The organism is Streptomyces sp. NPDC041135 (assembly GCF_055592085.1).
The window spans coordinates 201024-217354 of sequence record NZ_JBVIYZ010000005.1 but is presented as its reverse complement, the minus strand read 5'-3'; the positions used below and the strand labels follow the sequence as shown (position 1 = coordinate 217354).

The window sequence follows — 16331 nt, the reverse complement described above, 5'->3', positions numbered from 1 at the left end:
GCCCGACGGTTCAACTCGGCTTCTCCGCCTGCCGGACGGCCTTGAGCACCACGAACTTGCGGTCGCCCGCGATCAGTTCGCTGTTGCCGAACAGCCGCTTGAGCTTCACGTGGTAGCCCAGGTGCCGGTTGCCGACCACCCACAGCTCGCCGCCGGGCCGCAGCGCGCGCCGCGCCCCGGTGAACATCCGCCACGCCGTGGCGTCGGTCGTCGCCTGGTGGGAGTGGAACGGCGGGTTGGTGAGGACCAGGTCCACGCTGCCGGGCGCCACCCCGGCCAGCCCGTCGCCGACCTGGAACTCCGCCCGCCCGGGCGCCCCGTTGGCCCGGTAGGTCGCCTCCGCCGAGGCCACCGCCTGGAACGACTCGTCCACGAACAGCACTTCCGCACCCGGGTCGGCCAGTGCCACCGCCGTGCCCACCACGCCGTTGCCGCAGCCCAGGTCGACCACCCGGCCGCCCCGTGGCCCGGGCAGGTGCCCCAGGAAGAACCGCGTGCCGATGTCCAGGCGGTCCGCGCAGAACACCCCGGCGTGATTGACGACCGTGCGCCCGGAGACCGCCCCGATGCCGTCGGGCAGCGGGTAGCTGTACGGCCACGGGTTCGCGGGCCGTGCCGGCGCCGGATCGGGGGTGCAGAAGATCAGCCGTGCCTTCTGCTCGGCGAGCGAGGTGCGCGTCGGGCCCAGGATGCGCTCGAACAGCCGCAGCGTCGAGGTGTGGATCTCCTTCACCATTCCGGTGCCGACGACGACGGTGTCCGCGTGCACCGCCGGCGCCAGCCGCAGCAGCTGGTCCTCCAGCAGCGACAGACTCTTCGGCACCCGTACGAGCAGCACGTCCACCCGCTCGGGCGGCGGTTCCCGGGTGGTCAGCAGGCGCACCGCACCGGGCTCGACGCCGGCCCGCGCCAGGTTCGCCCGGGTCGCCTCCTGGGTGAGGAAGGAGTCCGTGATCTGCGTCGGCCGGTGCTCCGCAAGCGCCGTCACCAGCGCGCCCCAGCGGTCGCCGACGACCACGACCGCGCCGGACAGCGCGACCTTCTCCTCGGCGAGGTGCCGCAGCAGGTAGGCGTCGGAGGCGTCCCAGGCGCGCAGCGCGCCGCGCGGCTCCTCGGGGAAGCGGGACAGCTCGAGTTCGCCCCAGGGCGTCGTCATACGGTCGTTCATCGTGCGTCCAGGCTAGCCGAGCCGCAGCTCAGGCCCGCCCGCCCGGCCCCACCGGGCCCTCAGCCTCGCGCACGTCCCTCGGGCAGGATGGGAAACATGGACGCCGAGCTGTTCCCCCGGGCCCGGACGCGGATCGCACCGGGCGCCGTACACGTCCCGGACTGGCTGGACGCCGGGGAGCAGCGCCGGCTGCTCGCGGCCTGCCGGGAGTGGGCGCGCCCGCCGGCCGGACTGCGCACGGTGCGCACACCGGGCGGCGGCACCATGACCGCCCGCCAGGTCTGCCTGGGCTGGCACTGGTATCCGTACGCCTATGCCCGCACCGTCGTGGACGGGGACGGCGCTCCCGTGAAGCCCTTCCCGGCGTGGCTGGGCGAACTGGGCCGCCGCGCGGTCGCCGAGGCGCTCGGTCCCGAGGCGGCCGCCGGGGAGCCGTACGACATCGCGCTGATCAACTTCTACGACGGCGACGCCCGCATGGGCATGCACCGGGACGCCGACGAGCACTCCGGTGCGCCGGTGGTGTCGCTGAGCCTGGGCGACAGCTGCGTCTTCCGGTTCGGCAACACCGAGACGCGGACCCGGCCGTACACGGACGTCGAGCTGCGCAGCGGGGACCTGTTCGTCTTCGGCGGCCCCGCCCGGCTCGCCCACCACGGCGTCCCGCGCGTCCACCCGGGCACCGCGCCACCCGAGCTGGGGCTGACCGGCCGGCTGAACATCACCCTGCGGGTGAGTGGCCATCGGGCGCCGTGATCAGGCCCGGCATCGGCACCGGCGGGCCTGCGCACGGGCCCCGGCCCGCGCCCCGCGGGCTGCGGATCATGGGAGACTCGCCCTCATGAGCGGCAAGGCGGACCCCCGGACGGCGGGGGAAGGGACCACCTCGAGGACGCGGCTGGACCGGGGGCGCGGAGCGCTCGGGCCCGCGCTGGAGCTGGTGCACACCGGGCGGGCGCCGACCCGGGCCGTGCTCACCGCCGAACTCGGCGTCACCCGGGCGACGGCCGGCGCGGTCGCCGCGGAGCTGGAGGCGCTGGGCCTGATCCGGGTCGACGCCCGGCCCGGCGCGGCCGCCGGGTCGCAGGGCCGTCCCTCGCACCGGCTGGAGGTCGCCGAGTCCGGGCCCGTCGCCCTCGCCGCGCAGGTCCACGCCGACGGTTTCCGGGCCGCGCTGGTCGGCCTGGGCGGCCGGATCGTGGCGACCGCGCCCGGCTGCGAGACCGTCGACGCCGACCCGGCGAAGGTGCTGGGCTCCGTCGTGGAAGCGGGTGCCGAGCTGCTGCGGACGACCGGCCGCCGCTGCGTGGGCGCCGGCCTCGCCGTCCCGTCCGCCGTCGCCGAACCCGGCGGTCTGGCCCTCAACCCGCTGCACCTGGCCTGGCCGGTGGGAGCGCCGGTCCGCCGGATCTTCGCGGAGTGCGTGCGCGCCGCCGGGATCACCGGCCCGGCGTTCGCGGCCAACGACGTCAACCTCGCCGCGCTCGCCGAGCACCGGCACGGCGCCGGACGCGGCGCCCGCGACCTGCTGTGCGTGGCCACCGGGCACCGGGGCGTCGGCGGCGCGCTGGTCCTCGACGGCCGCCTGCACAGCGGCAGTTCCGGTCTGGCGCTGGAGGTCGGCCACCTCACCGTCAACCCGGAGGGCCGCCCCTGCCACTGCGGCGGCCGGGGCTGCCTGGACGTCGAGGCCGATCCGCTGGCCCTGCTCATCGAGGCGGGCCGCGACCCGGGACCCGAGGTGTCCCTGCTGAAGCAGGCCGACGACCTGCTCCGCAACCACTACGCCGACCCGGCCGTGCGGCGGGCGGCCGAGGCGCTGACCGACCGGCTGGGCCTGGGCCTGGCCGGGCTGGTGAACATCCTCAACCCGGACCGGATCATCCTCGGCGGCCTGCACCGCACGCTCCTGGACGCCGACCCGGGCCGGCTGCGCGCGGTCGTCGCCGACCGCAGCCTGTGGGGACAGAGCGGCGGCGTGCCGATCCTGCCGTGCACCCTGGACCACAACAGCCTGGTCGGCGCGGCCGAACTGGCCTGGCAGCCGGTGCTGGACGACCCGCTGGGGGCGCTGCGGTGACGCCCGGGCCGGCCGCCCCGGCGGTGCGGCGCCGGGTGTCCTGATCAGGCATGCGCCGCCGGGCGGTCGCGGCGGGGCCGGGCGAGGAGTTCGCCCCCGCAGTTCGGGCAGACGTCGCCCAACGCCTCGGCGCAGGTGACGCAGAACGTGCACTCGTACGAGCAGATCCGGGCCGCGGCGTCCGGCGGCAGCGCGGCCGTCGCGCAACGCTCACACCGGTCGCGCATCTCCAGGGCCATGGCGTGTCCGTCTCCTCGGGTCGTACGGCTTCGGCCGGAACGCCCGCGGAGGCGCCCCCACCCATCCTCGGCACGCCGACCCGGCCCGGAACCCGCCCGGAGGGCCAACCTCCCGCACGATCGGGCCACGCCCGCCCGTCACCCACGGCCCAGGCCGCCCGTCGTCACCAGCGGCCCGGGCCGCCCGCCGGATCGCCGGCCGACGCGGCACGCCACCGACTCCGCGGCACCGGCCGACGCCCGCACGCCGTCACCGCCAGGCCACGCCGAACGCCTGCCCCGGGTGCTCGGTGAGGATGCGGTGCACCAGCTCCGCGCCCAGCTCCGCCGCGAGCCGCGGACGCAGGCGCCGCAGCAAGTGGGGCATGCCGGGTCCGCCGTCGACCGAGCGCGCACCGGCCACCACCGTGTCCCCGCCGAGCAGCAGCCGGTGCCCGAACCCGGCCTCGGCCAGCGCCCGTACGGCGTCCGGCAGCCGCCAGTCGGTGGCGTGGTGGGCGCGGGAAGGACCGTCGAAGGCCAGCCAGCAGCCCGCCTCGGCCGCCTGGCGGTGCACGACGGTGTCGGGTGAGCGGTTGAGGTGCCCGAGGACGACCCGGTGGCCCGGCACGCCCAGTTCCCCGCACAGCAGGTCCAGGACGTCGAGCGCGCCCGTGCCGTGCTCCAGGTGGACGGCGACGGTCGCGCCGGTGGCGTGGTGGGCCTCGGCCGCCGCCGTCATCGTCCAGCGGGCGTGCGCGTCGAGGCCGTGGAAGCCGCCCGCCACCTTGATCAGCCCGGCCCGCACCCCCGAGGTGCCGATGCCCTCGGTGAGTTCGGCGACGAACACCTCGGCGAGGGTGCCGCGCAGCCGCCCCAGCACCGCGGGCGGGTAGTGCGCCGCCTGGTGCAGCCCCGTCGCGCAGACGACGTGCACACCGGTGTCCCGGGACAGCGCCGGCAGGTCGGCCGCCCGCCGCCCCATGCCGTGCGGCGTCCACTGCGCCACCGCCCCTCCGCCCGCCGCGCGGAACGCCGCCAGCTCCGCCCGCGCCGCGGACACGTCGTCCAGCTCCTGGCCCGGCAACTGCGGGCTGGCCAGGAAGAGATGGTCGTGCGCGTCGCACACGCCCAGCTCCCCGGGCGGCAGATCACCGAGGACCGTCCGCACCGCCGGCTCGCCTCCCGAGCCCGGGCCCGGCCCCCGCGTGTCCGGGCCCGCCGCGCCGCCCTCGGCCGCGCTCACCACTGCCGCCCGCGCGGCAGCGCGTCCCGGCCGGGCGCCGACAGGTGCAGCACCTCGAAGACGTCACCCTCGGCCGGGGGCGCCTGGTGCGCCCAGAGCGAGAAGTGCACCAGTTCCCAGCGGTGCGTGTCCACGGCCGCCGCCGCCAGCACCGCCCCGTCCTCGGCGGCCAGCCGCTCCGTCTCCCGTACCGCGTCCGCCATCCGGGCGGACAGCGGCGCACTCGTGGGCACCGGCTGCCGGCGGCGTACCGCGCGGACCGCGGGGGAGGCGTGCGCGCCGCCCTCCTGGTAGGACACCCCCGTCCACTGCCGTACCGCCGGCCGCCCGAAGTCGTCGGCCAGTCCCTGGAACGGGCCTGTCCACAGGAAGCGGTTCATGCCGTCCACCGTGTTCCAGAGGTAGAACGGCCCGTACTGGTTGACGGGCGAGTCCCGGACGCCGCGTTCGCGTATCAGGTACGCCTTCAGGCCCAGCCCGTCCCAGTCGTCGAGCAGATGACCGACGCGGGCGACGCGGGCACGGATGACGTCCATGTCGTAGTCGGCGGGGAGGGTCAGCTCGTACTGCATGGCGTGCATGGCGGAGTCCTTTCCGGTGCCGGGCGTCAGGCCGGGTACTCGTCGGCGCCGACGTGCGCCTCCCACAGGGTGGTCGTGCCGTCCGGCGCGGCCTCGACGACCGCGAGGTGCGTCATGAACGTGCGGGGTGCGGCGCCGTGCCAGTGCCGTTCGCCCGGCTCGATCCACACGGTGTCGCCCGCCCGGATCGTCTCCACCGCGCCGCCCTCGCGCTGCACCAGCCCCTCGCCCGCGAGCACGTGCAGCACCTGCCCGTGCGGATGCCGGTGCCAGGCGGTGCGGGCGCCGGGCGCGAAGCGGACGGTGAACATCCGCAGCCGGGAGGGGGGTTCGGGCGCCGCTGTCTCCTCCAGCCAGACCTGGCCGGTGAAGTTGCCGGCCGGGCCGGGCACGCTGACGGGACGTTCTCCGGTGATGCGCACGGGCGGGTGACTCCTGTCGGTCTGGAGGAAGCGGCCGGCCCGGTCCTGACGGAGCACGGGGAAGCGGCCGGTGCGGTGGGTCAGCGCGCCGCGAGCAGCGAGAGCAGTCCGCGGACGCCCGCGTCGAAGGCGGCGGGCGAGCCGGCGGCGCGGGCCAGCACGTAGCCGCCCTGCACGGTCGCGAGGACGGCCGCGGCGATCTCGGCGCCGTCCAGGTGGGCGGCGAACTGCCCCTGCCGCTTGCCCTCTTCGACGATGTCCGCGATCAGGTCGCCGATCCAGGCGATCGTCTCGTCGACGGGGGCGCGCAGTTCGTCGCTGGCGATCACGTCCGGGTCCATGGTCAGCCGTCCGATCGGGCAGCCGCGCAGCACGTCGCGCTCACGCAGCAGATACGCCTCGATGCGTTCGTACGGCGTCCCCGGACCGCCGAGCACCTCCGCGGCGGTGGCCCGCAACTCCTCGGCGGTGCGCCGGATCGCGGCCAGCGCCAGCTCCGGCTTGCCCTTGAAGTGGTGGTACATGCTGCCCTGTCCGGCTCCGGCCCGCTTCAGGATCGCCTTGGGGCTGGTACCCACATAGCCGCGCTCCCACAGCAGCTCGCGGGTGGACTCGATCAGACGCTCCGGGGTGCTCATGGGATCACTGTACATACTAGTAGTTACAGAATCCAGCCGTGGGAACGCGCCCCTCATCCCGGCCTCCGTACTCCCGGAGGCGTACGCAGGCCACCGCCGCCCGCACGACGACGCGGACCCCTTGCCCCGGCCAGGCTCGGAGAGGTCCGAGAGGCGCGACGAAGGAGATGAGTCCGGCATGCAGACCCTGGCGAACTGGAACGGCGGCCCCGGCCCGTGGGTGCTGTTCTTCCCGCTGATCTGGGCGGCCGCCGTGATCGGCGCCGTCACCGTCCTGCGGCGCGGCGCGGGACGCGGGCGCGGTGGCCCCTGGCGGCCCGTCGAGGGCGGCCGCCCGGCGGGCGACTCACCGCTCGCCGTCCTCGGCCGGCGCTTCGCCTCCGGTGAGATCGACGAGGACGAGTACTGGCGCCGGCTGTCCGTCCTGGAGGAGTCGCCTTCGAGGCAATGAGGACGCTCGCCGAACGCCTCGGTGTCCGAAGGGAACAGTGTCTGAAGGGAACGACGAGTCGAGGCAGCCCCCGCGGCCGCCGCCCGGAGGGGCGGCGGCCGCGGGCGGGGACGGTGACGGCGGAGGAGGTCACCGCCCGGTCAGCCGGCGACGGCCGACCGGGCGGGAGCGTGCGCTCCGGCCGCCGCGTGGGCCACGGCCGGGGTGTGCGCCGGGGTGGAGGTGTGGGCCACGGCGGCGGCGTGCGCCGGGGCGGGTGCCGGTGTCGCGGCCCGGGCGGCCGGTTCCACCTCGACGAACCGGGGCGTGGGCTGCTCGGCCGTACGGCGTGGCGGGTGGGCCGGCTCCTTGAGCACCGGTGACGGGGCGGGCAGCGTGAACCAGACGACCTTGCCGTTGTCGCCGTCCGGGCGCACTCCCCAGCTCTCGCTCACCGCGGCCACCATCGCCAGCCCGCGGCCGCAGGTGGCCATCGGACCGATGTCCCGCGCGTCCGCCGGTTCGGGCAGGCGCGGATCGTGGTCGTGCACCGAGACGGTGAGCCGGTCGAGCAGCAGTTCCAGCTCGACCACGCACGACTTGTCGGGCTGGGCGTGCCGGTGGACGTTGCTGAGCAACTCGGTCACACCGAGCGCGGCGCGGTCTATCAACGCGTCCATATGCCAGTAGCGCAACTGCGCAGATACGATTCTGCGGACCTGGCCGATCCGCGACGGCAGGGCTTGGAGCTCCACTGTGCAGTGCCTGCTTGGGTGAGTGATCACGACTGCGACTCCCCGATGTGAGGTCCGGAACGACCGGAGGAACACGGAGAACAACGGATCCAGCAGGGAGCTTGCGTCCAAACGGCCGCCTGCTGTCGTGGCCGGCGGGCTGGTTCGCAGCGTTATCGCCGGTAAACCCAGAGTGACGTGAGACCAGAGTGACCCAGGGGGTGCGGTCCCGCAACTCCGCGTGCCGCTCAGCCGCCGCGCCCGGCGGCCCTGCGCACGGCCTCGATGAACCGGCGCGCCGCCGGCGGCCCCGGCTCGCCCGGAGCGGGGTCGTGGTCGCCCAGGGTGAGCGAGTAGCGGCTGCCGTTGAGGTCGGCCAGGGCCCGGCCGTCCGCGGCGAACCACGGCCTGGAGGCGCGCACCGCCTGCACCGGCGCGCTGTCGATCTCGCTGCCGTAACTGGTGAGCAGCTCCACCCTCCCGCCGCTGATCCGGACCTGGCCGGCCCGGGTCAGCGAACGCAGCCGCCTGCCGATCCGCACGCCCGTGGCCGTGAACTCCGGCTCCGCCATGCTCCGCCGCCCCCTTGCGCGTCGGCCGCCGGACCGGCCGTGCGGCCGTGGCTCCGGCGATGTCCCGCTCCCGCGGTGGTCCAGTGGTCCCGCGGTGATCCAGTGTTCGCCCCCGTCCGGGACAATCGTCCCGTCCCGGTGCAGTCTGCCCGCACCCGGCGGACGGCACCAGTGCGCACGGGGCTCCGGGGGCGATGTCCGGCGCATTGGCGTGAATCCGCCCCCGCGGTTCGCACGCCTGTGCCCCAGTGGTGCCTTTGGGTGGCTCAAAGATGCGTTTATGCAGGTGGGAAGTGGTGTGAGAGCTGCCTATAGTCGGAGTGTCGGCCGCGCCGGGCGCCGTCGGCGTCCACCGTGAGGAGCCCCGCCGTGAGCACTACCCGTCAGATCCGGACCGGAGAGACCCTCGACGTCGACCGCAGCGACGCGAGCTACCGGGACTGGCTGAAAGAGGCCGTCCGCAAGGTCCAGGCGGACGCCAACCGCTCGGCCGACACCCACCTGCTGCGGTTCCCGCTGCCCGAGCGCTGGGGCATCGACCTGTACCTGAAGGACGAGTCGACCCACCCCACCGGAAGCCTCAAGCACCGCCTGGCCCGCTCCCTCTTCCTCTACGGCCTCTGCAACGGCTGGATCCGGCCGGACCGCCCGGTGATCGAGGCGTCCAGCGGTTCCACGGCCGTCTCGGAGGCGTATTTCGCCAAGCTGATCGGCGTGCCGTTCATCGCGGTCATGCCGCGCACGACGAGCGCCGAGAAGATCCGCCTGATCGAATTCCACGGCGGCCGCTGCCACTTCGTGGACGACCCGCGCAGGATGTACGAGGAGTCCGCCCGGCTCGCGGTGCGCACCGGCGGCCACTACATGGACCAGTTCACCTATGCCGAGCGGGCCACCGACTGGCGCGGCAACAACAACATCGCCGAATCGATCTTCCGGCAGCTGCGGCTGGAGCGGTTCCCGGAGCCGGCGTGGATCGTCGCCACCGCGGGCACCGGCGGCACCTCCGCGACCCTCGCCCGCTACGTCCACTACATGCAGTACGACACCCGCATCTGCGTCGCCGACCCGGAGAACTCCTGTTTCTTCGAGGGCTGGACCACCGGCGATCCGGACGTCACCTGCGACTGCGGCTCCCGTATCGAGGGCATCGGCCGCCCGCGCATGGAGCCGAGCTTCGTCCCCGGCGCCGTCGACCGCATGATGAAGGTCCCGGACGCGGCCAGTGTGGCCGCCGTACGCGCCCTGGACCGGGTCATCGGCCGCAAGGCGGGCGGCTCGACCGGCACCGGCCTGTGGAGCGCCCTGAAGATCGTCTCGGAGATGGCCGCCGAGGGCCGCACGGGCAGCGTGGTCACCCTGCTCTGCGACCCCGGGGACCGCTACCTCGACAAGTACTACTCGGACGCCTGGCTCGCGCAGCAGGGCCTGGACATCGCGCCGTACGCGACGGCGATCGACTCGCTGCTGGACACGGGGGTCTGGCCGGGCTGACGGTCCGCCGGGCGCCGGCCGGCGGACCGTCAGCCGTCGGTGTCCGGGTCGTCGTCCGGCTCGGGCTCGCCCGCCACCACCAGCCGGCGCAGGTGCTCGGAGATGTCCGCCCGCGCCCCGGCCGGCAGGCCCGCGTCGGTGACCAGCGTGTCCACCTGCTCCAGCGCGGCGAACGAACTCAGGCCCACCGTCCCCCACTTGGTGTGGTCGGCGACCACCACCACCCGCCGTGCCGACTGCACCAGCCGCCGGTTGGTCTCGGCCTCCGCCAGGTTGGGCGTGGACAGGCCCGCCTCGACCGATATCCCGTGCACGCCGAGGAACAGCAGGTCGAAGTGGAGGGCCGCGATCGCCTGGTCGGCCACCGGGCCCACCAGCGAGTCGGACGGTGTGCGCACCCCGCCGGTCAGCACGACCGTGGCCCCGCCCTGCCGCTGCCCCGAGGTGCGCTGCGCGGCGTGGAAGACGTCCGCGACCCGCACCGAGTTCGTCACCACGGTCAGGTCGGGCACCTCCAGCAGGTGGTGGGCGAGCGCGAACGTCGTCGTGCCGCCCGAGAGCGCGATCGCCGTGCCCGGGCTGACCAGCTCGGCGGCGGTGCGCGCGATGTCCTCCTTGGCGGTCAGCTCCAGGCCCGACTTGGCCTCGAACCCCGGCTCGTGCGTGCTCGCCTCGACCACCGGCACCGCGCCGCCGTGCACCTTCTCCAGCACGCCCTGGCGGGCCAGCGCGTCCAGGTCGCGGCGGACGGTCATGTCCGACACACCGAGTTTGCGCGTCAGTTCGTTGACCCGGACGCCGCCCCGGCGCCGGACCTCGTCCAGGATGAGAGCGCGGCGCTGCTCCGCGAGGAGGTTCTGATTCTCGCTCACGTACGCTCCGGTCCTTTCGCCGCCCAGCCGTCCGACCCGCCCCGCGCACCTGCCGCGAGCAGGGCGTTGCAGCCGGGCTCCGGTGCGCGGGCGTCCCATCCTTTCACGGGTGGCCTCGGGTTGCGCCACTCCCCGCTTCGATGCGTACATGCCATCCGGATGGGCCCGGCGCGCCGGGTCACCCGGATCGGGGAAATTCCGCGCGCGGCGGTGCGCCCGGGCCCGCCGAGCGGGATGCTGATGCCCGCACGCGGACATGCCGTCACCACCACACGGGGAAGTGCGGGAACAGTGGAACGTGCGCAGGAGCCAACCGCCGGGGCCGAGGCGGACGCCCTCGCCGCGCCGCCCGACGGCGCCGCGGTCGACCTGGAACTGCTGGTGCACGGGGTCGGCGGGGCCACCCCGGAGCGGATGCTCGGTGACCCGCGCACGGTGCGGATCACCGGCGACGACACGGCGGCCGTCTTCCGGCGCGCCGAGGACGCCCACGCCGAACACCGGCGCGACCGGCGGGACGGGCCGGTGCCCGAGGCGTACGTCTGGTGCAACCTCACCTCCGGCAACGGCACCCGCGCGCTGTGGCTCCTGCTGCTGCCCTTCATGGTCGTCAACCTCGCCCACTGGATGCGCCCGGCCGCCCACGGCCGGCAGCGCACCGTGCGGCTGTACGGCCTGCTGGTGCGGCTCGCCGCGCTCACCCTGACGGTGCTGCTGGTGGCCGCCGTCTGCGAGGTCGCCCTGGACCTCACCGCCTGGCAGTGCGCGGGCACCGCCGCCTGCGCCCGCCGCCACTCCTGGCTGGGCTTCCTCGCGCCCGCCGGCTCCGGCGGCTGGTGGAGCGCGCCGGGCCGCCGCCTCGCCCTCGCCGCCCTGCTCCCGGCCGCGCTCACCTGCCTGCTCTGGTACCTCTCCCACCGCACCTGGCGTGCCTACGAGTCCCACCAGCCGGTCTCCCGCGCTCCCGAGAGCGAGACCGAGGACGACAGCACCGCCCTGGGCCGGCCCGGCTTCTGGTACGGGCGCCGCCTGGTGGCCCGGCTGCGCGCCGCCCACACCGCGGCGGGCCTGCTGACGGTCGCCGCCGCGGTCACCCTCCCGGCGGCACGCTTCGACCACCGCCCCGGCGGCCCCGCGGCACTGCGGACGGCGGGCCTCGTCCTGGCCGTCGCGCTGCTCGGCTGGGCGGCCGCCACGGTGGCCGTGGTCTGCGGCCGCGGCCGCAGCGAGCACCGCCTCGACCGGCGCCTCGACGCCGGTCTCGTACGGCGCCTGCCGCTGGGCGCCCTCGCCCTGCTGCTGCTCGCGCTCGGGTACGCCGGCTGGTCGCGCCCTGGCTGGCACTCGTCCGGGCGCCTGCCCGGCGACGCCGCTTTCGGCGCCGTCATGCTCGCCCAGGGCGTGCTCGTCCTCGCCCTCGGCGCCGTCGCCCACGACCTCCACCGGCGCCACCCCGACCCGCGCGCGAGCATGCGCGGCCTGGGCGGACCGGCGGTCGCGCTGCTCGCCTGCGCGGTGGGCGGAGTGATCTCCGGCGGCCTCGCCCAGCGCGTCGCCGACTGGCTGGACGGCACCGGCGCCTCCATCGGCGGCCCGCCCGTGCTGCTGACCTGGCAGGCGTCCGTGATCCCGCCGCTGCTGCTGGTGCTGCTCACCCTGGCCGCCCGGCTGTCCTGGCGGACGCGGAGGCTCAGCCGCGCCGAACGCGAGGCGGTGCGCCGCGGTCACCCCGGAGAACCCGAGGACCCCGCCCGCACCTCCCGCATCGCCCACGCGCGGGCGATGGCCACCCTCACCGACCGGGCGCCGCTCGCCGTCGCCGCCCTCACCGCCGCCACGCTGGCCCTGGGAGCCGCTGCGCTGGTGGGCGCCCTGGCCACCGGGCGGACCCCCGGCGAGGCGGCCCGGCGGACCACCGCCGTCGTCCGGGCCGCCGCCGAGACCTCGCAGACACTGGGCTCCTGGCTGGCCGGCCTCGGCTTCATACTGTTCGTCGCCTGGGGCCGGCGGGCCTACAAGGACGCCTCCGCCCGGCGCACCATCGGCATCCTGTGGGACATCGGCACCTTCTGGCCGCGCGCCGCCCACCCCTTCGCACCGCCCTGCTACGCCGAGCGCGCGGTACCCGACCTGACCTGGCGGATGGCGACCTGGACCGAGCGCACCGGCGGCCGGCTGGTGCTGTCCGGGCACTCCCAGGGCAGCGTCCTCGCCGCCGCGGCCGCCTGGCAGCTGACGCCGGCCGTCCGCGGCCGCGTGGCCCTGCTGACCTACGGCTCCCCGCTGGAACGCCTCTACGGCCGCTGGTTCCCGGCCCACTTCGGGCCGGCCGCCCTCGGCTCACTGCACCGCCAGGTCGCCTGCTGGCGCAACCTCTACCGCCCCACCGACCCCATCGGCGGCCCGGTCCGGCTCCCCGGCGACGACGGCCCGGTGGTCGACCACGAGCCGCTGCGCGACCCCCTCGCCTACGGCCGCACCCCCGAGCACCCGCTCCCGGCGCCGATCCGCGGCCACTCCGACTACCAGGCGGACCCGGCCTTCGCGCGGGAACGGGCCCGGCTGCTGGCGAGGCTGCGGCCCGACCTGCCCGGTCAGCGGCCGGAGACCTGACCGGGCAGCTCCGGAAGATCCTGCGCGTACAGCAGGGTCAGGTCGTCGGTGGTCGGGTCCGGGAGCTGGGCGACACGGCTGGCGTGGCGCTCCACCATCGCCTCGAACGTCTGCCGCGCCGTACGGCCGTTGCCGAACGCGGCGCCCTTGGGGAGGGCCGTGAAGTACTCCACCAGCGCCTGGGACGCCCCCGGCGCCAGCCGGTACTCGTGCTCGTCGGCCTGCTGCCGCACGATGCTCAGCAACTCGTCGGGGTCGTAGTCGCTGAAGGTGATGGTCCGTGAGAAGCGGGAGGCCACGCCGGGGTTCACGGAGAGAAACCGCTCCATCTCCGCCGTGTACCCGGCGACGATCACCACGACCGCGTCCCGGTGGTCCTCCATCAGCTTCACCAGCGTGTCGATGGCCTCCTTGCCGAAGTCCCGCCCGGCGTCCTCGGGGGACAGCGCGTACGCCTCGTCGATGAACAGCACACCGCCCCGGGCCCGCTGGAACGCCTCCTGGGTACGGATCGCGGTCGAGCCGATGTGCTCGCCGACCAGGTCCACCCGGGACACCTCGACCAGATGGCCCTTCTCCAGCACCCCGAGGGAGGCCAGGATCTCCCCGTACAGCCGGGCCACCGTGGTCTTGCCGGTGCCCGGGGAGCCGGTGAAGACCAGGTGCCGTTTGACCGACGCCGCCTTCAGGCCCGCCTGCTGCCGGCGCCGGCCCACCTCGATCATGTCGGTCAGCGCCCGCACCTCGCGCTTGACGCTGTCCAGGCCCACCAGCGCGTCCAGCTCCCCGAGCACGTCCTTCGACGTCCGCACCGGCTGCGGCGGCTGTTCGGGCGCGGCCGGAAGGGGCGCGTCGGCGCGCTGCTCCGGGACCGGGCTCAGCAGGCCGGGGGAGTGGTCCGTCGTCTGCACGGCCGGCTCGCGGGCCGCGGCCGGCCGGAGGGCGCCGCTCTCGTCGCTGGTGCAGTCCTCCACGACCGGCCCCGCGCCGGACCCGGCGTCGGGCCCGCCCTCCGCGAACTCGTAGCCCCCGCGCGCGCAGCGCTCCGTACGGCACTTGCGCAGGGTCGCGCGGCAGCCGTCGATCACGTGGAAGCCGTAGCCGCCGCTGCCGGTGACCCGGCAGTCCAGGAAGGAGCCCCGGCCGCCCGCGGAGATGTAGAAACCCGCCTCCGCGGGCGAGTCGACGGTGCAGCGCTCGATGGCCGGGTCGGCGCCCTTGGTGACGATGACACCGGTCTGGGTGCCGTCCAGGACGCAGTTGCTGAGGGTGCCGCCGCTGCCGTGGTCGCGGAACCAGGCGCCGGTGGCCGCGTTGCTGATGCGGCAGTCGTCGAGCTGCGCGGTCGCGCCGTCGCTCACCGACACGGCCGTGTTGCGCACCTGCGACAGGTCGCTGTCCACGACGTCCGCGCGTGAGCCGCGGTCCAGCACGAACAAGGCGTCCGGCACGTCGTGCACCCGGCACGAGTCCAGCACCGCGGTGGCGCCGTCGCTGACCCAGACCGCCGGGTAGTCGCCGGTGCTGTCGAAGATCTCGCACTGGTTGGCGTCCACCCGCGTCCCCGGGTCCCACACCGACAGGCCGTTGCGCCCGAACTGCCGCACCGTCGTGCGGGTCAGCGTCAGCACCGAGCGGGAGCGCAGGTCGACCGCGTTCTCCGGGATGTCGTGGATGCGGCAGTCGGCGAGCGTGAGCACCGCGTCCGTGTCCAGGGTGACGCCGTCGGCGGTGGTGCGGTGCACGTCGCAGTCGGTGAGGTGCGCCGTGGCCCGCGCGGTGACGTGCACGCCCGAGCCCCGCACCTCGTACACCTCGCACCCGACGGCCTCCAGCGCGGAGTTCTCCCCGGTCACCGACAGGCCGGTGCCCGAGGCGTGGTGCACCCGGCAGCGCTCCAGGCGCGGATGGCCGCCGCCGCGCACCGCCACGCCCGCCTGCCCGGCCGCGACCACCTCGCACTCCTCGAACACCCCGCCGCCGCCGTCGACCACGGCGATGCCGATGCCGGCCGGGTTGTCCACGGTGCAGCGGCGCACGGTCGGACGGGCGCCGCCGCGCACCTCGATGCCCGCGGCGGACCGGGTGACGATCCGCAGGTCCGCCAGCTCCGGCGTGCCCTCCTCGATCAGCAGCGCGGGGGCGGCCGCGTCCTGGCCCTCGATGTGCAGGTCCTGCACCACGGCCGTGGCGCGCACGGTCAGCGGCACGCCGTCCACGGGCGCGATGCGCACCGAACCCGGTGATCCCTCGGGGCCGCGCAGCGTCACCGCCCGCTGGATGACGAGGTTCTCGCGGTAGGTGCCGGAGGCGACGGTGAGGACGTCGCCGTCGGCCGCGGCCTCCAGGGCGGCGGCGAGCGATGCGTACTCACCCGTGCGGCGCCGCCACCGCGAGGTACCGGTGTGCGTCACCTGGACCGTGCCCTGTGCCATGGCGTTGCTGTGCCCCCGCCTCGTCGTACTGATGGCTCGTCCGCCGTCGGGGCGTGCCCCGGCCGGCTCGTTCGCGCGCCGCCGATGCCGGACGCGTGCCGGCCGGTCCACCGTAGCGTGCGCGCGGGTGATGGGTTGACCAGAGCCGGAAGGCCGTCAGCTGCCCGTGCCGGCCTTGCCCCAGTCCGGTCCCGCCCGCTCCCAGGCCTGGTCCCAGCGCGCGTACCGGCGGCGGACCATCCGCCAGACGATCAGCCGTCTGCCGCCCTCGACGAGGCCGGCCGAGACCAGCGCCGCACCGAACCCGGCGAGCACCGCGTGCGCCGTCGCGGTCGCGGCGTCCAGCGGGCGGGCCGCCATGCGGCCGTGCGCGTCCGTCCAGATGGTGAAGTGGTCGCCCCGGTGCGGCGATCGCAGCGCGGCCAGCACCGGCGCGTGCCGCCGGGTGCCGTCCGGGGCGGTCCAGTCGGCCAGCACCCGGGTGCGCGCGTCGTGCGCGGTGGTGGCGTCCGGGTCGGGGTCCGGCACCGCGCCGCCCAGGGCGCGGACCACCGTCGCCGTCAGGCGGTGGCGGGTGTGCTGCTGCTCGCGCACCGATCGCTGGAGGGAGTCCTGGGCGGCGGCGCCGGCCAGCGAGCCGGCCACCGGCGCGGCGACCGCGATCAGCAGCAGGGCCACCAGGGCCAGCCAGGCCTCGGCCAGATCGGTCGCGCGGCGCAGCGGGTTGCGCCGCCAGCGCCACAGGCCGCTCATCGCTCGCACGTCCCGCACCCCCTTCCCCCGCTCCGTGACGAACCCCCGCCGGAGCGCTCCCGTCCGCGGGTCCGG

Annotated in this window: 16 protein-coding genes; 5 read left to right on the top strand and 11 right to left on the bottom strand. The window is 75.4% G+C overall.

Annotation, left to right across the window (positions count from 1 at the left end; all coding sequences use genetic code 11):
- Positions 1 to 10: 10 nt before the first annotated feature.
- Entirely contained in the window at positions 11 to 1156 is a 1146-nt protein-coding gene (locus ACZ6CZ_RS14520; RefSeq protein WP_469020522.1) for a methyltransferase, read from the bottom strand.
- Between the two features lie 108 nt (positions 1157 to 1264).
- Here ACZ6CZ_RS14520 and ACZ6CZ_RS14515 point away from each other — a divergent pair, with 108 nt between their 5' ends.
- Positions 1265 to 1924: an alpha-ketoglutarate-dependent dioxygenase AlkB family protein gene (locus tag ACZ6CZ_RS14515; protein ID WP_469019656.1), complete on the top strand. Its 660-nt coding sequence runs from the start codon at positions 1265 to 1267 to the stop codon at positions 1922 to 1924.
- A gap of 85 nt (positions 1925 to 2009) precedes the next feature.
- The gene (locus ACZ6CZ_RS14510; RefSeq protein WP_469019654.1) at positions 2010 to 3248 is read left to right on the top strand and encodes an ROK family protein; all 1239 of its coding nucleotides are present in this window, start codon (positions 2010 to 2012) and stop codon (positions 3246 to 3248) included.
- 44 nt (positions 3249 to 3292) lie between these two features.
- Here ACZ6CZ_RS14510 and ACZ6CZ_RS14505 read toward each other — a convergent pair whose 3' ends face one another.
- The 5 genes from ACZ6CZ_RS14505 to ACZ6CZ_RS14485 all read right to left on the bottom strand — a co-directional run bounded on the left by ACZ6CZ_RS14505 (position 3293) and on the right by ACZ6CZ_RS14485 (position 6353).
- Positions 3293 to 3487: a DUF1272 domain-containing protein gene (locus ACZ6CZ_RS14505; protein WP_469019651.1), complete on the bottom strand. Its 195-nt coding sequence runs from the start codon at positions 3485 to 3487 to the stop codon at positions 3293 to 3295.
- Between the two features lie 250 nt (positions 3488 to 3737).
- The gene (locus tag ACZ6CZ_RS14500; protein ID WP_469020519.1) at positions 3738 to 4637 is read right to left on the bottom strand and encodes a phosphotriesterase family protein; all 900 of its coding nucleotides are present in this window, start codon (positions 4635 to 4637) and stop codon (positions 3738 to 3740) included.
- A 71-nt stretch (positions 4638 to 4708) separates the two neighbouring features.
- The gene (locus ACZ6CZ_RS14495) at positions 4709 to 5293 is read right to left on the bottom strand and encodes a DUF4865 family protein (RefSeq protein ID WP_469019649.1); all 585 of its coding nucleotides are present in this window, start codon (positions 5291 to 5293) and stop codon (positions 4709 to 4711) included.
- Positions 5294 to 5319: 26 nt separating this feature from the next.
- Positions 5320 to 5715 (bottom strand): (R)-mandelonitrile lyase, encoded by a 396-nt coding sequence (locus tag ACZ6CZ_RS14490; protein WP_469019647.1) that lies wholly within the window; start codon positions 5713 to 5715, stop codon positions 5320 to 5322.
- 80 nt (positions 5716 to 5795) lie between these two features.
- Complete coding sequence (locus tag ACZ6CZ_RS14485) at positions 5796 to 6353, bottom strand: TetR/AcrR family transcriptional regulator (RefSeq protein WP_469019644.1); 558 nt, start codon at positions 6351 to 6353, stop codon at positions 5796 to 5798.
- A gap of 178 nt (positions 6354 to 6531) precedes the next feature.
- Here ACZ6CZ_RS14485 and ACZ6CZ_RS14480 point away from each other — a divergent pair, with 178 nt between their 5' ends.
- Positions 6532 to 6804, top strand: coding sequence for an SHOCT domain-containing protein (locus tag ACZ6CZ_RS14480; protein WP_469019641.1), 273 nt, complete (start codon positions 6532 to 6534; stop codon positions 6802 to 6804).
- Positions 6805 to 6944: 140 nt separating this feature from the next.
- On the opposite strand, the gene ACZ6CZ_RS14475 is transcribed toward ACZ6CZ_RS14480, so the two are convergent.
- Both ACZ6CZ_RS14475 and ACZ6CZ_RS14470 read right to left on the bottom strand, forming a co-directional pair.
- Positions 6945 to 7568 (bottom strand): ATP-binding protein, encoded by a 624-nt coding sequence (locus tag ACZ6CZ_RS14475; protein WP_469019637.1) that lies wholly within the window; start codon positions 7566 to 7568, stop codon positions 6945 to 6947.
- Positions 7569 to 7765: 197 nt separating this feature from the next.
- A complete protein-coding gene (locus tag ACZ6CZ_RS14470; RefSeq protein WP_469019634.1) occupies positions 7766 to 8089 on the bottom strand; it encodes a hypothetical protein in 324 nt (107 codons plus the stop codon).
- 369 nt (positions 8090 to 8458) lie between these two features.
- Between ACZ6CZ_RS14470 and cds1 the strand changes: the two genes are divergently transcribed.
- On the top strand, positions 8459 to 9583 hold the full coding sequence (gene cds1 / locus ACZ6CZ_RS14465; protein WP_469019631.1) for an L-cysteine desulfhydrase Cds1: 1125 nt from the start codon (positions 8459 to 8461) through the stop codon (positions 9581 to 9583).
- Between the two features lie 29 nt (positions 9584 to 9612).
- On the opposite strand, the gene ACZ6CZ_RS14460 is transcribed toward cds1, so the two are convergent.
- Positions 9613 to 10455 carry a DeoR/GlpR family DNA-binding transcription regulator gene (locus ACZ6CZ_RS14460; protein ID WP_469019627.1) on the bottom strand — a complete coding sequence of 281 codons (843 nt, stop codon included), beginning with the start codon at positions 10453 to 10455 and terminating at the stop codon, positions 9613 to 9615.
- A gap of 291 nt (positions 10456 to 10746) precedes the next feature.
- On the opposite strand from ACZ6CZ_RS14460, the gene ACZ6CZ_RS14455 reads away from it, so the two are divergent.
- Positions 10747 to 13068, top strand: a complete 2322-nt coding sequence (locus ACZ6CZ_RS14455; RefSeq protein WP_469019624.1) for a hypothetical protein — start codon at positions 10747 to 10749, stop codon at positions 13066 to 13068.
- On the opposite strand, the gene ACZ6CZ_RS14450 is transcribed toward ACZ6CZ_RS14455, so the two are convergent.
- Together ACZ6CZ_RS14450 and ACZ6CZ_RS14445 are read right to left on the bottom strand one after the other, a co-directional pair.
- Positions 13050 to 15503 carry a right-handed parallel beta-helix repeat-containing protein gene (locus tag ACZ6CZ_RS14450; RefSeq protein WP_469019621.1) on the bottom strand — a complete coding sequence of 818 codons (2454 nt, stop codon included), beginning with the start codon at positions 15501 to 15503 and terminating at the stop codon, positions 13050 to 13052. The genes ACZ6CZ_RS14455 and ACZ6CZ_RS14450 overlap by 19 nt on opposite strands.
- A 156-nt stretch (positions 15504 to 15659) precedes the next feature.
- Positions 15660 to 16265 carry an Rv1733c family protein gene (locus ACZ6CZ_RS14445; protein ID WP_469019618.1) on the bottom strand — a complete coding sequence of 202 codons (606 nt, stop codon included), beginning with the start codon at positions 16263 to 16265 and terminating at the stop codon, positions 15660 to 15662.
- Between the last annotated feature and the right edge of the window lie 66 nt (positions 16266 to 16331).

Bases quoted from the DNA above. Each gene is read 5' to 3' on its own strand.
- ACZ6CZ_RS14520 (WP_469020522.1), bottom strand. From the start codon at position 1,156: ATGACGACGCCCTGGGGCGAACTCGAGCTGTCCCGCTTCCCCGAGGAG.
- ACZ6CZ_RS14515 (WP_469019656.1), top strand. From the start codon at position 1,265: ATGGACGCCGAGCTGTTCCCCCGGGCCCGGACGCGGATCGCACCGGGC.
- ACZ6CZ_RS14510 (WP_469019654.1), top strand. From the start codon at position 2,010: ATGAGCGGCAAGGCGGACCCCCGGACGGCGGGGGAAGGGACCACCTCG.
- ACZ6CZ_RS14505 (WP_469019651.1), bottom strand. From the start codon at position 3,487: ATGGCCCTGGAGATGCGCGACCGGTGTGAGCGTTGCGCGACGGCCGCG.
- ACZ6CZ_RS14495 (WP_469019649.1), bottom strand. From the start codon at position 5,293: ATGCACGCCATGCAGTACGAGCTGACCCTCCCCGCCGACTACGACATG.
- ACZ6CZ_RS14485 (WP_469019644.1), bottom strand. From the start codon at position 6,353: ATGAGCACCCCGGAGCGTCTGATCGAGTCCACCCGCGAGCTGCTGTGG.
- ACZ6CZ_RS14480 (WP_469019641.1), top strand. From the start codon at position 6,532: ATGCAGACCCTGGCGAACTGGAACGGCGGCCCCGGCCCGTGGGTGCTG.
- ACZ6CZ_RS14470 (WP_469019634.1), bottom strand. From the start codon at position 8,089: ATGGCGGAGCCGGAGTTCACGGCCACGGGCGTGCGGATCGGCAGGCGG.
- ACZ6CZ_RS14450 (WP_469019621.1), bottom strand. From the start codon at position 15,503: ATGGCACAGGGCACGGTCCAGGTGACGCACACCGGTACCTCGCGGTGG.